This is a genomic window from Pseudomonas helleri (assembly GCF_009600315.1).
GTDB lineage: Bacteria > Pseudomonadota > Gammaproteobacteria > Pseudomonadales > Pseudomonadaceae > Aquipseudomonas > Aquipseudomonas helleri_A.
The window spans coordinates 1-16,847 of record NZ_WIWC01000061.1; the positions used below are offsets into that span (position 1 = coordinate 1).

At 60.5% G+C, this 16,847-nt stretch carries 17 protein-coding genes; 5 read left to right on the forward strand and 12 right to left on the reverse strand.

Annotated elements, in window-relative coordinates; all coding sequences use genetic code 11:
• Positions 1 to 369: 369 nt before the first annotated feature.
• The 3 genes from dsbG to dsbD are packed head-to-tail and all read right to left on the reverse strand — an operon-like array spanning position 370 to position 3,710.
• Complete coding sequence (dsbG, locus tag GHN86_RS22085) at positions 370 to 1,146, reverse strand: thiol:disulfide interchange protein DsbG (RefSeq protein ID WP_153382773.1); 777 nt, start codon at positions 1,144 to 1,146, stop codon at positions 370 to 372.
• Positions 1,125 to 1,970 carry a TlpA family protein disulfide reductase gene (locus GHN86_RS22090; RefSeq protein ID WP_153382775.1) on the reverse strand — a complete coding sequence of 282 codons (846 nt, stop codon included), beginning with the start codon at positions 1,968 to 1,970 and terminating at the stop codon, positions 1,125 to 1,127. Before GHN86_RS22090 ends, dsbG begins: the two co-directional genes overlap by 22 nt.
• Entirely contained in the window at positions 1,971 to 3,710 is a 1,740-nt protein-coding gene (gene dsbD, locus GHN86_RS22095) for a protein-disulfide reductase DsbD (RefSeq protein ID WP_153387303.1), read from the reverse strand.
• Positions 3,711 to 3,873: 163 nt separating this feature from the next.
• Between dsbD and GHN86_RS22100 the strand changes: the two genes are divergently transcribed.
• From GHN86_RS22100 to GHN86_RS22120, 5 genes are all read left to right on the forward strand, one after another.
• Positions 3,874 to 4,557, forward strand: coding sequence for a response regulator (locus tag GHN86_RS22100; protein WP_153382779.1), 684 nt, complete (start codon positions 3,874 to 3,876; stop codon positions 4,555 to 4,557).
• Positions 4,554 to 5,879, forward strand: a complete 1,326-nt coding sequence (locus tag GHN86_RS22105) for an ATP-binding protein (protein ID WP_153382781.1) — start codon at positions 4,554 to 4,556, stop codon at positions 5,877 to 5,879. The genes GHN86_RS22100 and GHN86_RS22105 overlap by 4 nt, the downstream gene beginning before the upstream one ends.
• Positions 5,880 to 6,066: 187 nt before the next feature.
• Complete coding sequence (gene cycA / locus GHN86_RS22110) at positions 6,067 to 7,476, forward strand: D-serine/D-alanine/glycine transporter (RefSeq protein ID WP_153382783.1); 1,410 nt, start codon at positions 6,067 to 6,069, stop codon at positions 7,474 to 7,476.
• Between the two features lie 91 nt (positions 7,477 to 7,567).
• Positions 7,568 to 8,974 (forward strand): aspartate aminotransferase family protein, encoded by a 1,407-nt coding sequence (locus GHN86_RS22115; protein WP_153382785.1) that lies wholly within the window; start codon positions 7,568 to 7,570, stop codon positions 8,972 to 8,974.
• Between the two features lie 57 nt (positions 8,975 to 9,031).
• Positions 9,032 to 9,253: an MbtH family protein gene (locus GHN86_RS22120; RefSeq protein WP_153382787.1), complete on the forward strand. Its 222-nt coding sequence runs from the start codon at positions 9,032 to 9,034 to the stop codon at positions 9,251 to 9,253.
• A 129-nt stretch (positions 9,254 to 9,382) separates the two neighbouring features.
• On the opposite strand, the gene GHN86_RS22125 is transcribed toward GHN86_RS22120, so the two are convergent.
• The 9 genes from GHN86_RS22125 to GHN86_RS22165 form a co-directional block, all read right to left on the reverse strand.
• A complete protein-coding gene (locus GHN86_RS22125) occupies positions 9,383 to 10,273 on the reverse strand; it encodes a metal ABC transporter solute-binding protein, Zn/Mn family (RefSeq protein WP_153382789.1) in 891 nt (296 codons plus the stop codon).
• Positions 10,274 to 11,173, reverse strand: coding sequence for a metal ABC transporter permease (locus tag GHN86_RS22130; protein ID WP_153382791.1), 900 nt, complete (start codon positions 11,171 to 11,173; stop codon positions 10,274 to 10,276).
• Positions 11,170 to 11,925, reverse strand: coding sequence for a metal ABC transporter ATP-binding protein (locus tag GHN86_RS22135; RefSeq protein ID WP_153382793.1), 756 nt, complete (start codon positions 11,923 to 11,925; stop codon positions 11,170 to 11,172). Before GHN86_RS22135 ends, GHN86_RS22130 begins: the two co-directional genes overlap by 4 nt.
• Positions 11,922 to 12,860, reverse strand: a complete 939-nt coding sequence (locus GHN86_RS22140) for a metal ABC transporter substrate-binding protein (protein WP_153382795.1) — start codon at positions 12,858 to 12,860, stop codon at positions 11,922 to 11,924. Before GHN86_RS22140 ends, GHN86_RS22135 begins: the two co-directional genes overlap by 4 nt.
• 34 nt (positions 12,861 to 12,894) lie before the next feature.
• Entirely contained in the window at positions 12,895 to 13,449 is a 555-nt protein-coding gene (locus GHN86_RS22145) for a DUF6162 family protein (protein ID WP_153382797.1), read from the reverse strand.
• Positions 13,446 to 13,781, reverse strand: coding sequence for a hypothetical protein (locus tag GHN86_RS22150; protein WP_153382799.1), 336 nt, complete (start codon positions 13,779 to 13,781; stop codon positions 13,446 to 13,448). The genes GHN86_RS22145 and GHN86_RS22150 overlap by 4 nt, the downstream gene beginning before the upstream one ends.
• A complete protein-coding gene (locus GHN86_RS22155; RefSeq protein WP_153382801.1) occupies positions 13,781 to 14,320 on the reverse strand; it encodes a thiamine pyrophosphate-binding protein in 540 nt (179 codons plus the stop codon). The genes GHN86_RS22150 and GHN86_RS22155 overlap by 1 nt, the downstream gene beginning before the upstream one ends.
• Entirely contained in the window at positions 14,317 to 15,507 is a 1,191-nt protein-coding gene (locus tag GHN86_RS22160) for a PepSY-associated TM helix domain-containing protein (protein WP_153382803.1), read from the reverse strand. The genes GHN86_RS22155 and GHN86_RS22160 overlap by 4 nt, the downstream gene beginning before the upstream one ends.
• A 128-nt stretch (positions 15,508 to 15,635) precedes the next feature.
• Positions 15,636 to 16,586 (reverse strand): siderophore-interacting protein, encoded by a 951-nt coding sequence (locus GHN86_RS22165; RefSeq protein ID WP_153387306.1) that lies wholly within the window; start codon positions 16,584 to 16,586, stop codon positions 15,636 to 15,638.
• Between the last annotated feature and the right edge of the window lie 261 nt (positions 16,587 to 16,847).

Here is a 16,847-nt window from a genome sequence, read left to right on the forward strand (position 1 = left end):
GCTGATAGTCAACAGCCCCTCACCCCAACCCTCTCCCGGAGGGAGAGGGGGCTTGATTGGGGTGGTTTCGGATTCAGTGTTTGGCTTTGAGGTTGAAGCTGATAGTCAACAGCCCTCACCCCAGCCCTCTCCCGGAGGGAGAGGGGGCTTGATTGGGGGGGGTTCGGATTCAGCGTTTGGCTTTGAGGTAGAAGCTGATAGTCAACAGCCCCTCACCCCAACCCTCTCCCGGAGGGATAGGGCGCTTGATGGGTGGTGGTTTCGGATTCAGCGCCCGGCTTTGAGGTAGAAGCTGATAGTCAATATCCCCCAATCAGTCCCCTCTCCCTTTGGGAGAGGGCTAGGGTGAGGGTGCTCCTGGCTTTGCCCTTATTTGGGTCCCAAAATCTTCACCAATTTATCCGGCGATGGCGCACCTTGCTGTTGCTGCAAGTCGCCTTTTTCGTCCAGGTAGAAAATCGCCGGGGTCGCGGCCACATTCAGTTCGGTCATCAACTGCGCATTGGCGTCCAGCTTGGCTTGAACCTCTGCCGGGATTTGGCTCAGCGGTTTGAGCGTACTGGCCTTGCCCGCTTTTTCATGGTCATGCAGGGCCGTCTGCGGGTCTTTGGCCGCCAACAACGCGGCGGATTTGGCCGGGCTGTCTTCACGGATGATGCCAACCATAATGTGGCGCAATTGCACCTTGCCCGAATCGACCCAAGGGCGGGCCTGCTCCCAGAACATGTTGCAATACGGGCAGTTCGGGTCGCTGAACAGGTAGACGATGCGCGGTGCATCTTTTTTGCCGTCAGCAATCCAGTTGCTCTTCTCCATTTCTCCCCAGACTTGCTTGGCCATCGGCTCATACACCAGCTTTTGCAGCGGCGCCAGGCTCAGGTCATTGCCTTGCGCGTCATACAAATTACCCACCAGCACGTTCTTGCCGTCCGGGGTCAAATACAACGCCATGCCTCGGTTTTGATACTGCGCCGCATAACCCTTCAGGCCGCTGGGCGCCTCGAAACTGCCGATGATTTTGGCCCCTTTGGCTTCGATCTTTTTGATCGGCGCCGGCCATTCTTCAGCGTGCAGCAGCGGCGATTGCAGCAAGGTCGCGCCGAGCAGGGTGGTGATGCCCAGGGTCAGCAGTTTGCGGTTGAACATGTGTGTACATTCCTCGAATTAAGGGCGTCGAAGCTCTCCAGCGCACGGGCCAGACTGGCTTCGGACAATTCACCCAGATGGCTGCTCAAAAGGCGGCCTTGGGGGCTGTAAAAAAGAGTGGTTGGCAGGGCCATTGAGCCGACTTTTTGGCCCAATTGACCGCCGCTGTCGAATAGCACGTTATTGAGGTTCAGACCTTGTGTTTCAAGGAAGGTGCTGACGCTTTGCATGCTTTCGCCCTGATTGACGAACAGGAAAGTGACGTCTTGATTCTGCGTCTGGGCCTTTTGCAGCACCGGCATTTCACGCCGACACGGTGGGCACCAGGTGGCCCACAAATTGATCACCAGCGGGCCGCCCTGATAACTGCTCAGTTGCACGGACTCGCCATTGGCATCGCGCAACACCATGTCCGGCATGTGCGTGCCCTGTTCATAGAGGCTGGAAGAGAAGGTGGCCAGCAGCCAGAACGTCAGGCCGCTGATCAGCCCCCAGCCCAGTGGGCGGCGCAGTCCGCAACGACGCCAGCCGATGATCAGCGCGCCAATGACAACGGCCACCAAGCCGGGCCACAGCAGGAAACCGCCGTCGCGCACATCGAGGATTTGCAGCAGGTCCTGCTGGAAATAGCGCCAGTAATGAATCACAAAGCTTAAGCGAGCCACCAGCAAGCCCAGTAAAAACAGGCCGAACAGCACTGACTCCGGATTTTCACCGCCGCGTTTGGCCACTCGCCAACCCACCAGCGTCGCCAGAGCGAGGGCCAGTATCAGCAGCAAATGGTTGATTGCCAGCGCAAACGAACCGATGGTCAGTGTCAGCATTCAGAGGTGTTCCCGGGTGGCGTTCCAGTTATTCAAAAAGGTCTGGGCGTTCACTTCGCCCGTAATCCGCTGCGCGCGACGCTCAACGCCATTGGGGCCGATCCAGATAAAACTCGGCGGCCCTGGCACCTGATAACGGCTGAGCAATTCGCGGCTGGCGACAGTATCGGCGGTCACGTCAAGACGCAACAGGCGTACACCCTGCAAAGCGTCCATGACCTGCGGTTGACCAAAGACCTGCTTCTCCATGACTTTGCACGACACGCACCAGTCGGCGTAATAATCGAGCAGTACCCATTGGCCTTGCTCTTTCGCGCTGTTCAACTCGCGCTCAAGACCGGCCGGGTCGCTGACGGTGATAAACGCATCGTGGGCCGTTGCCGTATTGCTGCCCGTCACGGTCTTGGCGGTGTACACCTGCAAGGGTTGCCAGACATCGGTGCTGCCACCGGCCGCGCCGATCACTAAAAGACCGCCCCACAGACCCGCCAGCAAGCTCAACGGTCTGAACAGGGGGCTGGCGCGCAAGAACCGGGTCGATTGTTGCCACAGGCTATTGGCCAAAACCAACAGCAGCACGCCCCACAGACCGACCCACAGCGACTCATCGAGCACCGGGCGCACCAACAGCAAGGCCGTGGCCAGGAACAGGAAGCCGAACAGGCCTTTCATCATGTCCATCCACGCGCCGGGCTTGGGCAGGAAGCGGCTGCCCACCGTCACCAGCAATAACAGTGGCACGCCAATCCCGACGCCCATGACGAATAACACCAGAGCGCCTTGTAGCGCATTGCCGCTTTGGGCAATAAACAGCAGGGCGCCCGCCAAAGGCGCGGTCATGCACGGGCCGACCAGCAAACCGGAGAGCGCGCCAAGAATACCCGCACCCAGCAAGCTGCCGCCTTTGCGGCCGCGGCTGGCCGTTTCCAGCCGATCACGTAGCGCAGAGGGTAATTGCAGCTCAAAAAAGCCAAACATCGGCAGCGCCAATACCACGAACAGCGCCGCGAAGCTGCCCAACAACCAGGGTTGTTGCAGCATGGCTTGCAGGTTGGCCCCCAGCATCGCGGCCAGCACGCCAAGCCCCGCATACACCAGTGCCATGCTCACCACGTAACTGCCCGCCACGGCAAAACCGCGACCGGCGCTGGCCCCGCTGCCGACCACCAGCCCGGCCAGAATGGGCAACATCGGCAGGGTGCAGGGGGTGAAGGCGAGCAACAGGCCCAGGCCGAAAAACAGCAATAAACTCCAGCCCAGCGAACGTTGCTGCAAGCTCGACGCCAGTGACTGGTCTTGCGCCTGCCCGGTGCCAGCCCCGGCTTGTGTGCCGCCCAGATCCACCACTTGAGTTTGCGGCGGGTAACACAGGCCGGCATCGGCACAGCCTTGCCAGCTGACCTTGACCTGACCGCTGGCGCCCGCCGGAATCAACACCTCAACTTGATCGCGATACACCTGAGTGGCGCCAAAGAACTCATCACTGTGCTCAAGCCCCTGGGGCAGCACAGGCTGATGGGCCGGATCAAGACCGTCGAACTTGAAGCGCTTCTGATAGAGGTAATAGCTATCAGCGATGTTCCAGTGCAGGCGGGTTTCGCCGGAAGGAAGCGCTTGGCTGGTAAACACAAAGGCTTTTTTAACCGGCAGGAAATCCGGCTGGCCGAAGGGGTCGCCCGCGCTCCCGGCATGGGCCAGGCTGGCCAGGCATACCAGCAGCAAGGTCAACAACACACGCATGTTAAACAACCTTAAACAAAAACAAGTGCGGCTACAGTGCAAGCCAGCGATTAACCGATCATTAACCCCTGACGCGCCCGCTGGCCTACTATCGGACTGTTCGCGGCATAATCTGCCCTTAATCCCATCGCCTTTTAATCGGCGCATTTACGCGGGTATCAGCATGCATGTACTGGTTTGTGAAGACGACGAACTGATCGCCAGCGGCATTGTGGCCGGGCTGACGGCCCAGGGCCTGACCGTTGAGCATGTGGGCACTGCCAGTGCGGCGCGGGCCATGCTCAAGGCCGCGCAGTTCGATGTCATGGTGCTTGACCTCGGTTTGCCGGATGAAGACGGTCTCAAGCTGCTGCAACAATTGCGTCAACAAGGCTTCGATTTGCCGGTATTGGTGCTGACGGCGCGTGACTCGGTGACGGACCGGGTTGATGGCCTGCAAGCCGGTGCTGATGATTACCTGCTCAAACCCTTTGATCTGCGGGAACTGGCCGCTCGCTTGCACACCTTGCTGCGGCGCGTGGCCGGGCGCAGCGTCAACCTGATCGAGCACGGCGCCTTGAGTTATGACCCCAGCAGCCGCGTGACACTGCTGGCGGGTCAGCCGGTGGACTTGTCCCGCCGCGAACAAGCGTTGTTGCAAGCCTTGCTGCATAACCGCGGTCGTGTGCTGTCCACCGAACAACTCAAGGACAGCATTTATGGCTTCGGCGACGAACTGGAGAGCAATGCCCTGAACGTGCATATCCATCACCTGAGGCGCAAGTTGGGTAACGGCATTGTCGAGACCGTGCGCGGCCTGGGCTATCGTCTGGGCCAGGCTGACGGCACTGAGCCGCCTCAACCATGAGCATGCGCCTGCGTTTGAGCCTGATCATCGGCTCGGCCTTCGTGCTGGTCTGGGCATTGGCGGCGGCCTGGATGCTCAGTGACCTGCGCCAGCAAATGATGTTTTCCCTCGACCAGCGGCTGGTGGCTTCGGCGCGCATGGTCGCGGGCTTGCTGGAGCAACTGCCGCCGTTGCCGGTCAAAGGCGAGGGCACCCATTTCAGCGCCGAACAGTTGACCATTCCTGGCGGCATGGCCTGTCAGGTCAGCTCGCTGCGCGGGGAAATTCTGGCACGCAGCCACAACCATCCCGACGAGCCGATGCAATCAGAAGCCACCGGCTTTCATGATCAAGTGATTGAGGGTGCCGTGTGGCGCACCTTCACCCTGGATCGCGGCGATGTGCGCATCACCACGGCCGACCGTCAGGTTGAACGCGAGGCGTTGAACCTGTCGGTATTGCTCGCCGCGTCGGTGCCGGTGGGCATGGCCTTGATCGTTTGTTTGTTCCTGTTGTGGCTGGGCATCGGCCAAGGGCTGGCGCCGCTTAAACGGATGCGCGATGCCTTGATGCGACGTGATGCCGATTCGCTGCAACCGTTGCAGATCGACCCGTTGCCCAGCGAATTGAAACCGCTGCTCGATTCCCAGAACCAATTGCTGGCGCGTATCGCCAAAGCCCTTGAGCGTGAGCGGCGCCTGACCGGCGATGCGGCCCACGAGTTGCGCAGCCCGCTGACCGCGATCAAAACCCACCTGCAAGTGGCGCGCATGACCGACGGCGCGGCGCGGGAGCAATCACTGGCCCACGCCGAAGCCGGTGCCGACCGTCTGCATCGCACGCTGGAGCAATTACTGTTACTGGCGCGGGTCGAAGGTAGCCTGTCGTTCGACGATGGCGTGCAGTGTTCGGCTGAGCAAGTGGCACGGCTGGCGATACACGATGCCGCCAGTGGTGCGGCCGAGCGGGTCACTTTGAACCTGCCGCAGGATTTGCCGACGACCGCGCTGGAGGTGCCGTCGGTGCTGGCCATCGCGGCTTTGCGTAACCTGCTGGACAACGCATTGCGCCATGCCCCTGCCGACACTCCGGTGGAGCTGGCCGTGCGCATTGAAGGGCGGCAGGTCTGTTTTGCGGTGCGCGACCACGGGCCGGGTATTTCACCTGACACCTTGCAGCACATGACTCAGCGCTTCTGGCGCAATGGCAACAGCAACGGCTGTGGGTTGGGCCTGGCGATCGTGCAAGCGATTGTCGAGCGCTGCGCCGGGGAATTGAAATTCGACAGCCAGCCGGATGGTTTGCGGGTGGAGTTGCGCATGCCGCTGTCATCCCACTCGTAGCAGCTGCCGTAGGCTGCGTTCGGCGACGCAGTCGTCGTGAATTCGGAACTCAGGAGACGTCGCCTTCGGCAACTGCTACGGGCTCCCGTTACCCCCTGCGGCGTTTGAGCCGCTCGTTTTTCTGGTTTTAATTCAATGCCTTCTGTTTAATGACGTTTTGTAAAAGTCATTGCAAGGTATGAAAACAATGAAGGACGCACCACTTGCTCCCCAAGCTGATGGGGATGAACCGGAGCTTAAGCGCAGTCTGTCCAATCGTCATATCCAACTGATTGCCATTGGCGGTGCTATCGGTACCGGCCTGTTTATGGGCTCGGGCAAGACCATCAGCCTGGCAGGCCCGTCGATCATTTTCGTCTACATGATCATTGGCTTTATGCTGTTTTTCGTCATGCGGGCCATGGGTGAGTTGCTGTTATCCAACCTCAACTACAAATCCTTCATCGATTTCTCCACTGACCTGCTAGGCCCCATGGCAGGCTACTTTACGGGCTGGACTTACTGGTTTTGCTGGATCGTCACGGGCATTGCCGATGTGATTGCCATCTCCGGTTATACCCAGTTCTGGTTCCCCGACATTCCTTTGTGGATGCCGGCGATTGGCTGCGTGGCGGTGTTGTTGTCGCTCAACTTGCTGACCGTGAAAATGTTCGGCGAGCTGGAATTCTGGTTCGCCATGATCAAAATCATCGCCATCTGCGGGCTGGTCTGCACGGGGCTGTACATGGTCGTGACGTCGTTCCAGTCACCCACCGGCAATACCGCGTCGCTGACCAACCTGTGGAATGACGGCGGCATGTTCCCCCATGGACTGATGGGCTTCTTCGCCGGTTTCCAGATTGCCGTGTTTGCCTTTGTCGGCATTGAACTGGTGGGCACCACTGCCGCCGAAACCAAAAACCCGGAACGCAACCTGCCACGGGCAATCAACTCAATCCCGCTGCGCATCATCATGTTTTACGTGTTCGCCTTGATTGCGATTCTGGCCGTGACCCCGTGGCGCGATGTCGTCGCCAATAAAAGTCCGTTTGTTGAGCTGTTTATGCTGGCTGGCTTGCCTGCGGCAGCCGCCATCATCAACTTCGTGGTGCTGACCTCGGCGGCGTCCTCGGCCAACAGCGGCGTGTTTTCCACCAGCCGCATGCTGTTCGGGCTGGCGGTGGAGGGCGATGCACCGCGCAAGTTTATGCACTTGTCCAAGCAGGCCGTGCCGTCCAACGGGTTGATTTTTTCCTGCATCTGCCTGCTGGCCGGTGCCTTGGTTATCTATCTGGTGCCTAACCTGATGGAAGCCTTCACCCTGATCACCACCGTGTCGGCCACCTTGTTCATGTTCGTCTGGACCATGATCCTGCTGTCCTATCTGGCGTATCGCAAAAAGAGTGCCCACCTGCACCGTGCTTCGAATTACAAAATGCCGGGCGGCAAGGTGATGGTCTGGGTTTGCCTGGGCTTTTTTGTGTTTATCCTGGCCTTGCTGGCACTGGAGAACGACACCCGCCAAGCGCTGTACATGGTGCCGGTGTGGTTCGCGGTGCTGGGTCTGGCTTACCGCTCGGTGCTGCGCAACAAGTCACGGGTCAAACAGGCGGAGTAATTCTTCACGGGGCTAAATCCTCAGCACGTTGATGCGTTTCCAAAGCAGGAAAGTTTTGGTCAATCTCATCAGCGTATTGAGGGTCCCGGGAATGTCAGTTGCCACCAGCCTTGTTGAAGATCAGCCGGTCAGGATCAGTCCGGCCGACACCCTGTATGAATTCGAAGAGTCCGCGCTGCTGGCCCGCCAGAGCCGTCAGGAATCCAACGCCCGCAGCTACCCGCGACGCATTCCGCTGGCGCTCAAACGCGCTGCGGGCTTGTACGTCGAGGATGTTGAAGGGCGTCGTTTTATCGATTGCCTGGCGGGTGCCGGCACCTTGGCGCTGGGGCACAACCACCCGGTGGTGATCGAGGCCATCCAGCAAGTGCTGGCAGACGGCTTGCCGTTGCACACCCTCGACCTGACCACGCCGGTCAAAGACCAGTTTGTGCAGGACCTGTTTGGCCTGTTGCCTGAAGCCTTGGCCCGCGAAGCAAAAATCCAGTTCTGCGGCCCAACCGGCACCGACGCGGTGGAAGCGGCGCTCAAGCTGGTGCGCACCGCCACCGGGCGCACCACCGTGGTGTCGTTCTCGGGCGGTTATCACGGCATGAGCCAGGGCGCCTTGAGCCTGATGGGCAGCCTGGGGCCGAAAAAACCCCTTGCCGCGCTGCTCAACAACGGCGTGCAATTCATGCCATACCCCTACGATTACCGCTGCCCGTTCGGGCTGGGCGGCAAGGCGGGCGTGCAGGCCAACCTGCATTACCTTGAAACCCTGTTCAGCGACCCGGAAGCGGGTGTGCAATTGCCCGCCGCAGTGATCGTTGAAGTGGTGCAGGGCGAGGGCGGCGTGATTCCGGCCGATCTGGACTGGCTGCGCGGCCTGCGGCGCATCACCGAGCAGGCGGGTGTGGCGCTGATTGTCGATGAAATCCAGAGCGGTTTTGCCCGCACCGGCAAAATGTTCGCCTTTGAGCACGCGGGCATCGTCCCTGACGTCGTGGTGTTATCCAAAGCCATCGGCGGCAGCCTGCCGTTGGCGGTGGTGGTGTACCGCGAATGGCTCGACACCTGGTTGCCGGGCGCCCATGCGGGTACGTTCCGAGGTAACCAGATGGCGATGGCGGCGGGTTCTGCGGTGATGCGCTACCTCAAGCAACACAACGTGGCCGACCATGCGGCAGCCATGGGCGAACGGCTGAGCGAGCACCTGCACATCCTTCAACGTGACTTCCCGCAGTTGGGTGATATTCGCGGGCGCGGGTTGATGTTGGGGGTTGAGCTGGTAGACCCGGCGGGCACGCCTGACAGTCAAGGCCATGCGCCGGTGTTTGCCCGTCTGGCACCGCTGGTGCAGCGCGAATGCCTGAAGCGCGGGCTGATTCTGGAGTTGGGCGGTCGACAGGGCGCGGTGGTGCGCTTCCTGCCGCCATTGATCATCACGGCGGCTGAAATCGACCACGTCGCGGCCATTTTCGGCAATGCGCTGGCGGCGGCGATCGCTCGCCTGTAATTCCGGGCCTTGGCCAAACGTTAGTTGTATATCCCTTTCTGCGACGGAGACCCGCACATGAGTTCAGTATTTGACCGCGACGACATCCTCTTCCAAGTGGTGGTTAACCACGAGGATCAATACTCGATCTGGCCGGATTACAAGGCCATTCCAGAAGGCTGGCGCGCGGTGGGCAAAAGTGGTTTGAAGGCTGAGTGCCTGGCGTATATCGAAGAAGTGTGGACGGATATGCGGCCGTTGAGCCTGCGTCAGAAGATGGATGCGGTGGTTGCGCAATAAGCGTTTTCCCTCACCCTAACCCTCTCCCAGAGGGAGAGGGGACTGATTGGGGGATGTCACAGGTTTATGTCCTAACGCAAATCGGCTCCCTCTCCCTCTGGGAGAGGGTTGGGGTGAGGTTTTTCAAGCTCAACCCTTACTCAACACCTTAACAATTGAATCAATCGCACCCTGCAACTCAGCCACCGGATCTTCCCCTTCCGCGCCAACCACCACGAGCTGAGCACCGCCCGCAGCAATCGCAGCCTTCACCTCGGCGCTCGGCTGACGGTGATCCAGCACCAGCGCCACCTCGTTGTCTTTCAGCGTCTGCGTCAACCCTTCAAGCGCTTGCGGCGTCCACGGCTCATCGCCGGTGTGTGCCACCGCAACCCGCTCCAGATTCAACCCGCCAATCAGATAATCCAGCCGATCAGACAAACTGACCACGCTCAGGTTATCGGCCTGAGCCAGACGCGCCTCGCTGTCGGCCGTCAGCTTGAGCAAGCGCTGCTTAAGGGCCGCCAAATTCGCCTCAATCTTGGGTTTCGCATCCGGCGCCAGGCGCACCAGATCCGCCGCAATCACATCCGCCATGCGCCCCATATTGTTACTGGCCAGCCACGGCTGGCTGTTCAAACCGTCACGCTGGGCACCCGGCTGCACAGCAATACCCGGCAAGCTGCCGTCCACCGGGCGGGCGGCATCGATTTCAACAATGCGGATATTGCTGCGACGAGCCATCGGGTACAGCGGGTCGTCACTCCACAACGAACGCACGCCCACCACCGCATCGGCGTTTTGCGCCAGCGTGTGCAGGGCTGGTGCACCGCGCCCGCTGAAATAGGCACTCTGGCGGCTGCCCGGCAGGTTGGCCGGCGCAGCATGCTGCAACTTCACGCCACTGGCTTTGAGCAGCAGGTCACTCAAACCATAGGTAATCGGCAGGCTGGCGAGGACGCTGGTGTCGGCCGCCTGCAACGGTGCGTTCAACAGGCCTGTCATGGCCAAAGCGAGGGTCAATGTGCGCAGCGTGTTCATTTATCCAATATTCCCTTTCAGGCTGGGCACCACGCCACGGGCGAGGGCCGCAAAGGCGAAGGCGATACCCGCCATCAAAATGATTGCCGCACCGGACGGAATCGGCAGGTCGAAGACGATGGGCAGTAAGATCCCGCACAGGGTGCTGACGGTGGCAATCACCACGGAGATCCAGAAAAACCCTTTCAGCGATTGGCTGAGCAGACGCGCTGCGGCGGCCGGAATCACCAGCAACGCCCCCACCAGAATCGCACCAATCACCTTGACTGCCGCCACGGTAATCAGCGTCACCAGAATCACAAACAGATAATCCAGGGTCTTGACCGCCACCCCGCGCACCGCCGCCAGTTGCGGATTGAAACTGGCCAGCATGATGCGGTTGTACAGCGGCAGGCTCAGGCCCAGCACCAGGGCGCCGACAATCGCCAACACCAGCAAGTCGTTGCCATTGACCGTCAACACCGAACCGAACAGCACGTTTTCAAGGATGTGGACGTTGATCTTGCCCGCCAGTATCAGCAGCAGGCTGGCACCCAGCGCCAGCGACACCGACAGAAACACGCCGATCAAGGTGTCCGGCGACAGGCCAGTGCGGTTGCGCAGGTAATTGAGCAGGATGCCGAACAGCAGGCAGTAACCAAACAGGCTGCCATAAGGCCCGGTGTAGGGCTCGCCCAGCAGGATGCCGATGGCCACGCCCGTCAGCGCGGCATGGCCTACGGCTTCGGAGAAAAACGCAAAGCGTTTGACCACCACCAGCGTACCCAGCCCGCCCAGCACCGGGCCGATCAGCACCCCGGCGATCAGCGCGTTGAGCACAAAGCCATAGGCCAGAATCTCGGGCAGATACCCGGCACTGGCCCAGCCCTGAATCAGCAAACGAAAGGCTTCGTAACTCATGGCTGAACACCTGCGCGGGCCTTGGGATGGGTGGAAAACAGGCTGAGCAAACGCTCGGGGCTGAGGGTCTGCTCAGGTTTTCCATCGAACAACACCTGACGGTTAAGCCCGGTGACGCGCTCGGCCAGACGTTTGACCGCCGCCAGATCATGCTCGATCCACACCACGGTCACGCCTGCCTGACGCCAGTCATTCAACAAGCGCTCGAACACCTGCGCCCCGGCTTCATCCAGTGCCGACATGGGTTCATCCAGCACCAGTAATTGCGGGGCCGGGATCAGCCCCTGCGCCAGCAACACCCGCTGGCGTTCGCCGCCGGACAACGCGCCCATGCGCCGCTTGCGTTTGTCTTGCATGCCCACGCGTTCCAATGCCTCGCCGATGGCCGGGGCGACCTTGCGCGACACGCCCATAAAGGCAGGGCGACGCTGGCACAGGGCGGCCATAAAGTCGTCGACGGTCATCGGCAAGCCGCGATCAAACTCCAGCGCTTGCGGCACATAGCCGATCAGCCCCGGTTCGCCCGGCCAGTCCAGGCTCAGGCGGCCCTGATGCGGCATTTGCCCCAGAAGGGTCTTGATCAATGAGCTTTTGCCACCGCCGTTCGGGCCGACCAGCGCATGCACTGTGCCGGGAGCAATGCTGAAACTGACCTGATCCAGAATGAGGGTGCGCCCCAGTGTCAGCGACACCTGATCGAACTCGACAGCGGGGCCGCAGACTTTCACGCACAGCGGTTCGGCAGCGCTCATGCGCCGGACTCCTGAATCGCCTTGACCACCGTATTGAGGTTATTGGTCATCTCTTTTTCGTATTTGTCGGCGCTGTAGTCGCCATAGGAAATGTGCGACAGCGGGTACAACTTGACCCCGGATTCGCGCTGAATGGTCTCTACATAGGTCGAGGGGAAGTCCATCTCCGAAAAGATCACCTTCACATCCAGTGCGCGCAGTTGGTCGATGGTTTTCTTCAACTGGCTGGGGCTGGGTTCGATCCCGTGCGCCGGTTCCACCACGGCGGTGACTTCAAGACCAAATTCACGCAGCAAGTAATCGTAGGCCGCGTGCACGGTAGCGACACGCAAGTCTGCGTTGGGGGCTTGAGTCAGCTTGGCCAGTGCATCGGCACGCATCTGGCGCAGACGTTTGCCGTAGGCGCGGGCATTGGCGGTGTAGGTTTTGGCGTTGGCCGGGTCGAGCTTGCCCAGCTCACGGGCGATGTTGTTGACCTGAGCAATGGAGGCGCTGATCGACAGAAAGGTGTGCGGGTTGACCACTTTTCCCGCGCCCCGGGCGGCGGTACCAGTGGCGGCCAGCAGTGGCACATTCTGGTTGGCTTCAATGACGGCAATATCAGGTTTTTCACTGGCTTCGATCATACGGTCGGCAAAATCATCATGGCCTACGCCATTGAGCACGATGACGTCCAGCGTGCCGATGCGTTTAATGTCTTCGGCGCGGGGTTCGTAGGCATGCGGGTTGAAGCCTGCGGGAATCAACGGCACCACTTCGGCCTTGTCACCGACGATGTTTTTTACATAGCTGTAATACGGATGCAGGGTGATACCAATGCGCAGCGGCTTGGCCAGCGCTGGCGGGGTGTCGGCCCATGCGAGGGGGGACAGGCAGGCGCAGAGCAGGGCGGCCAGCAACAGGGTGCGGCGGCGCACAACAGATGAAATCGACATGGCGAGCAGTCTTCTCTCAGGTCAAAAAAAGGGGTCAGTGCCGGTGCTGGCGGGTCACTCCGGCATCGAATTGGGCGATCACTTGCTGCCAGCCTTGTTGGCTCAAGGCCTCATCGCTTATATCAGCGGGCGGGCTGACGCCCGGTTGGCGGTTGAGCCAAATATCGGGTTGAGTGCCCAGACGCAGCAAAAAAGAACCCGCGACTTCAGGGTTGGGGCTGATGCCCAGATAGGCCTGTTCGCCCAGCAACTGCCAGCGGTGATTGCCCCGGCTGACCGAACTGGCATCGCTGGCAAATGGCGCAAACCCTTCCTCGGCCAATTGCGCCGAAGGCGGCAGGCTGCTCGATTCTTCACGCAGTAGCTGGATTTCATCCAGCGTGACCCGCAGGTCGGCGTAGATGCCTTGCTCGGCGGCTGTCAGATCGCGGCGCGCATCCAGTTGATGGGCCGCCACCGACGTCACCTGCGCTGATTCGTGGCGCCAGGCCACAACCGACCCGGCAATGCACAGAATCAACAGGCACAAGAGCAGCACATAGAGGGTTTCATGCCCGGCACCGGCCGGACGCACGACCTGAGTACTCATGAGCCCTCGATATCGGCTTGGTCGATTTCAACGATATGGCCAGGGCCCGCATCGAACAGCACGTAAAACTCGGCGTCCGGGCGCTTGAAGGTCAGGCTGGAATCCGATCCCAGTTTGCCTGCCACCAGAATGGTTTCGTCGTAGCCGATCACATCCAGTGTCACTCCCGGCGCGCCGCTGCCATCTGAAAACCCGCCGGTACAGCGGATCAAACCGCCGCCGATGTCCTTGCACTCACACATCGGGTTATGGGCCAGCGCGCTCGCGCTGAAACCCATCAGCGCCAACAGCCCGCCCACCAGGGCGGGGCTTTTAAACAAGTGGGAACGCATTACTTGCCTCCTCGTTGAGCCAGCCAGGCGACCGTGGCCGGTGACGCCTGACGCAGGGGAATGGATGCCTGATGCATGGAGCCGTCCCACCCTTCAAGGGTGATCCACAGCTCGGCGTCAGCCTGAGTGCGTTCCGGGATGGGCAGGGTGGCGCTCAGGCGGTAGGGCGTGCCGAAGAAAATCACCCCGGCGGCCCGCAAGCTGCGCGGCTTGCCGATACGCAGGTACGCGGCCTTGACCGGTTCGATACAGGTCTCACAGAGCGCGGCGTTAAAGCTTTTCATATACCCGGCCGGGCCATCGGGGGTGGGTGCTTCGGCGCGCATCTCGGCCAGCTGCACACTCCAGGGGCCAACCTGCACGGTGCCGATGTCGCGCTCGCCCAGCCCGCTGTCACCCCTAAATAACGAAGCATCGGCAAAGTACTTGGGCATAAAACCCAGCGGCACCAGCAACAGCAGAATATTGATGTGAAAACGCCATTTGAGCCACCACCGGCCCAGTCGGGAAGCGGGCGCTGGCTTCACTGCCTTGCTCATGCGTTGGCCTCTTCGGTGTGTTCGCGACTGGCCACCTGATGGGCCGGTTGAGTGCTGCGCTTAAGTGCGTGAGCGGTGGCCAGCGCCGTGCGTTTGGTCCAGATCAGCAAGCCGCTGAGCACCATCATGCTGAGGATCAGACCGAAGAAAAACCAGATCAGCTTGACCCACAACCCGCCAAAATCGCCGGTGTGCAGCGGCCGCATGGATTCGGTCACCAGCTCCAGCCCGGAACGGTCGGCAATCATCCGCGAGCCTTCGATAGCGCCGTTGTACGGGTTGATGTCGGCGGTTTGGTACAGCAGCGGATACCAGCCGGGGCCGCCGATTTCGATGTGGCCGTAGGCATTGCTCGGCAGGCTGACAAAGCTGGCCTCAAGGCCGGGGATGTTCCGGGCGGCGATATTCACGGCTTGATCGAGGCTGATCTGCGGTGCCGGTTTGCCGTCCGGCATGATCGGTACATCCTGACGCGCCACCACCGGCGGATTGCCCGCCGTGGAGATGGAAATCTGGTTATCGAACATAAATGCCTGAATCAGAAACCACAGGCCGGTGATGGAAATGACGGCGATAAACCAGATCGACCAGATACCGCACAGGCGGTGGAAGTCGCCCCAAAAAATCCGCGCCCCGTGGTTAAAGCGCAGATTGGGTTTGAAAAAGCCTTTCCAGAATTTTTTATAGACCACCAGCCCGGTAATCAGCGAGCCGAGTAAAGGCAAGCCCAGAAATGACACCAGGTACCAGCCCCAGCTATAGCCATTGGTAAACGGCACCAGCCACCAGCCGTGCAGGGCGCGGGTAAAGGCCTTGAAGTCAAAGCTCGGGCTTTCGCCCTGAATCGCCCCGGTGTAGGGGTTGATATACAGCGACGGCGAGCGGCCGTCCGGGTACACCACGTCGGCCACCAGCGCAAAATGCGACTCATCGGGGCGGCTGATCGACTGCACCGCCAGCTTGGGTTCGGCCGCGTGAATGGCGCTGAGCACCTGATCATAGGTCAGCAAGGGTGCATCATCAGAAGGCTGCGTGGCACGGGCCTGCGGGGTGGCCAGCCAGACGATTTCCTGACTCACCACCGCCAGTGTGCCGGTCACACAGACAATCAACACAAAGAACCAAATGGGCAGCGTCAGCCAGCTGTGCACCAGAAACCAGAGCTTTGAACGGGACTTTTTGGACATGGGGAACGGCAAACTCACGTCTGAGCGGGTGTCTAATCGCCAATGCGAAGCGATTGCTTATCCATGTAGGACGAATCAGACAGGCAAAACCCGAAGGCCGAGATGTAAAGAAGTGTTTCCAATTGTCCTCATTCCAGCGAGCGGCCCTGTTTCCAGTAGCCCATCAAGGTCAGTCCTTTGCGGTCGAGCCCGCGGTCATTGATAAAAAACGCGCGAATGGCCATGACGGCTGAGGATTCACCCGCCACCCAGGCATAGAACTCGCTTTGTTTGGCGCTGGCCAGTTCCCAGGGGCGTTGGGTGTCCAGATCCAGTGTTTGCAGGGCGATGGCGCTGCGCGTTTGCGCAGGCGTGGGGGGCAAACTGGCCAGTTCCCGCGCGGCCATAATCATGCCCGCGCCGTGTGGCTGGCTCAGGCTGGCACGGGGCATCCAGTGGACCTTGGTGTTCAGGCCGCAGATCAAAGGCAGGCAGTCGGACTCTTGCGGCACTTCGATAAAGGCCTGAACCTGAGGGGCGTCGAGCTGGCCAGCCAGTTGTTGGAGAATACCGGCGATGGCCGGCAACGCCGTTTCATCGCCGATCAACAGCACGTTGCGTACCCCTTGTGGTGGCAGCCATTCATAGCCACCGGGATCAGCGTGATAAGCCGCGTTGGGCGCGACGATTTGCAGGCAGTCGCCCGGTGCGGCGTGAACCGCCCAGCGTGAGGCCGGGCCGGTTTCGCCGTGCAGCACAAAGTCGATGTCCAGCTCGCCGCTGTCGGGGCGCAGATCGCGAATTGTGTAGGTGCGCATCGCCGGTCTTTGCTCGGCGCTCAAACCACGGCGGGCGGCCTGCCAGTCGCCGTGTTTGGGCAGCCGGGACGCGGCGCCGCTGGCAGACGGGAAGAACACCTTCACACGCTGGTCAGGCGCCAGCGTGCGCATGAGCGACACATCCTTGCCGCTGAACACCAAGCGCGTCAACGAAGGGCTCAAGGCAATACGCTGCTTGAGCTGAATGTCGAACAACTGATAGCCGGTGGGTTTACTCAGACATTTGCGCAGGTGATTGACCAGCGTGGCGGCGGCAGACATAAGCAGCACCTGAAGAGGCGGGAGTTACTCGGTATAACGAGAAGCCGAAGGCTTAATTTAAAGCGAACAAGAAGGCTCACATGAGAGTCTTTGGTCGCTGACAAGGCACCGGGATAAGCTCCGGTTTGTGATCAGATCTGTAATTTGGCTTTTGATCTGCTTTTGATTTTGATCTGCCGCCCCTTCGGGAGGCCGAGAGGAGGTTTCGCGGAGTGGGTCGACCGGCATGGATGCCGGGAGAGCCGTGTTGGGCCATGGATG

What these genes read in the sequence shown, in the direction of transcription:
- dsbG (WP_153382773.1), bottom strand. Translation starts at nt 1,146, where the DNA reads ATGTTCAACCGCAAACTGCTGACCCTGGGCATCACCACCCTGCTCGGC.
- GHN86_RS22090 (WP_153382775.1), bottom strand. Translation starts at nt 1,970, where the DNA reads ATGCTGACACTGACCATCGGTTCGTTTGCGCTGGCAATCAACCATTTG.
- dsbD (WP_153387303.1), bottom strand. Translation starts at nt 3,710, where the DNA reads ATGCGTGTGTTGTTGACCTTGCTGCTGGTATGCCTGGCCAGCCTGGCC.
- GHN86_RS22100 (WP_153382779.1), top strand. Translation starts at nt 3,874, where the DNA reads ATGCATGTACTGGTTTGTGAAGACGACGAACTGATCGCCAGCGGCATT.
- GHN86_RS22105 (WP_153382781.1), top strand. Translation starts at nt 4,554, where the DNA reads ATGAGCATGCGCCTGCGTTTGAGCCTGATCATCGGCTCGGCCTTCGTG.
- cycA (WP_153382783.1), top strand. Translation starts at nt 6,067, where the DNA reads ATGAAGGACGCACCACTTGCTCCCCAAGCTGATGGGGATGAACCGGAG.
- GHN86_RS22115 (WP_153382785.1), top strand. Translation starts at nt 7,568, where the DNA reads ATGTCAGTTGCCACCAGCCTTGTTGAAGATCAGCCGGTCAGGATCAGT.
- GHN86_RS22120 (WP_153382787.1), top strand. Translation starts at nt 9,032, where the DNA reads ATGAGTTCAGTATTTGACCGCGACGACATCCTCTTCCAAGTGGTGGTT.
- GHN86_RS22125 (WP_153382789.1), bottom strand. Translation starts at nt 10,273, where the DNA reads ATGAACACGCTGCGCACATTGACCCTCGCTTTGGCCATGACAGGCCTG.
- GHN86_RS22130 (WP_153382791.1), bottom strand. Translation starts at nt 11,173, where the DNA reads ATGAGTTACGAAGCCTTTCGTTTGCTGATTCAGGGCTGGGCCAGTGCC.
- GHN86_RS22135 (WP_153382793.1), bottom strand. Translation starts at nt 11,925, where the DNA reads ATGAGCGCTGCCGAACCGCTGTGCGTGAAAGTCTGCGGCCCCGCTGTC.
- GHN86_RS22140 (WP_153382795.1), bottom strand. Translation starts at nt 12,860, where the DNA reads ATGTCGATTTCATCTGTTGTGCGCCGCCGCACCCTGTTGCTGGCCGCC.
- GHN86_RS22145 (WP_153382797.1), bottom strand. Translation starts at nt 13,449, where the DNA reads ATGAGTACTCAGGTCGTGCGTCCGGCCGGTGCCGGGCATGAAACCCTC.
- GHN86_RS22150 (WP_153382799.1), bottom strand. Translation starts at nt 13,781, where the DNA reads ATGCGTTCCCACTTGTTTAAAAGCCCCGCCCTGGTGGGCGGGCTGTTG.
- GHN86_RS22155 (WP_153382801.1), bottom strand. Translation starts at nt 14,320, where the DNA reads ATGAGCAAGGCAGTGAAGCCAGCGCCCGCTTCCCGACTGGGCCGGTGG.
- GHN86_RS22160 (WP_153382803.1), bottom strand. Translation starts at nt 15,507, where the DNA reads ATGTCCAAAAAGTCCCGTTCAAAGCTCTGGTTTCTGGTGCACAGCTGG.
- GHN86_RS22165 (WP_153387306.1), bottom strand. Translation starts at nt 16,586, where the DNA reads ATGTCTGCCGCCGCCACGCTGGTCAATCACCTGCGCAAATGTCTGAGT.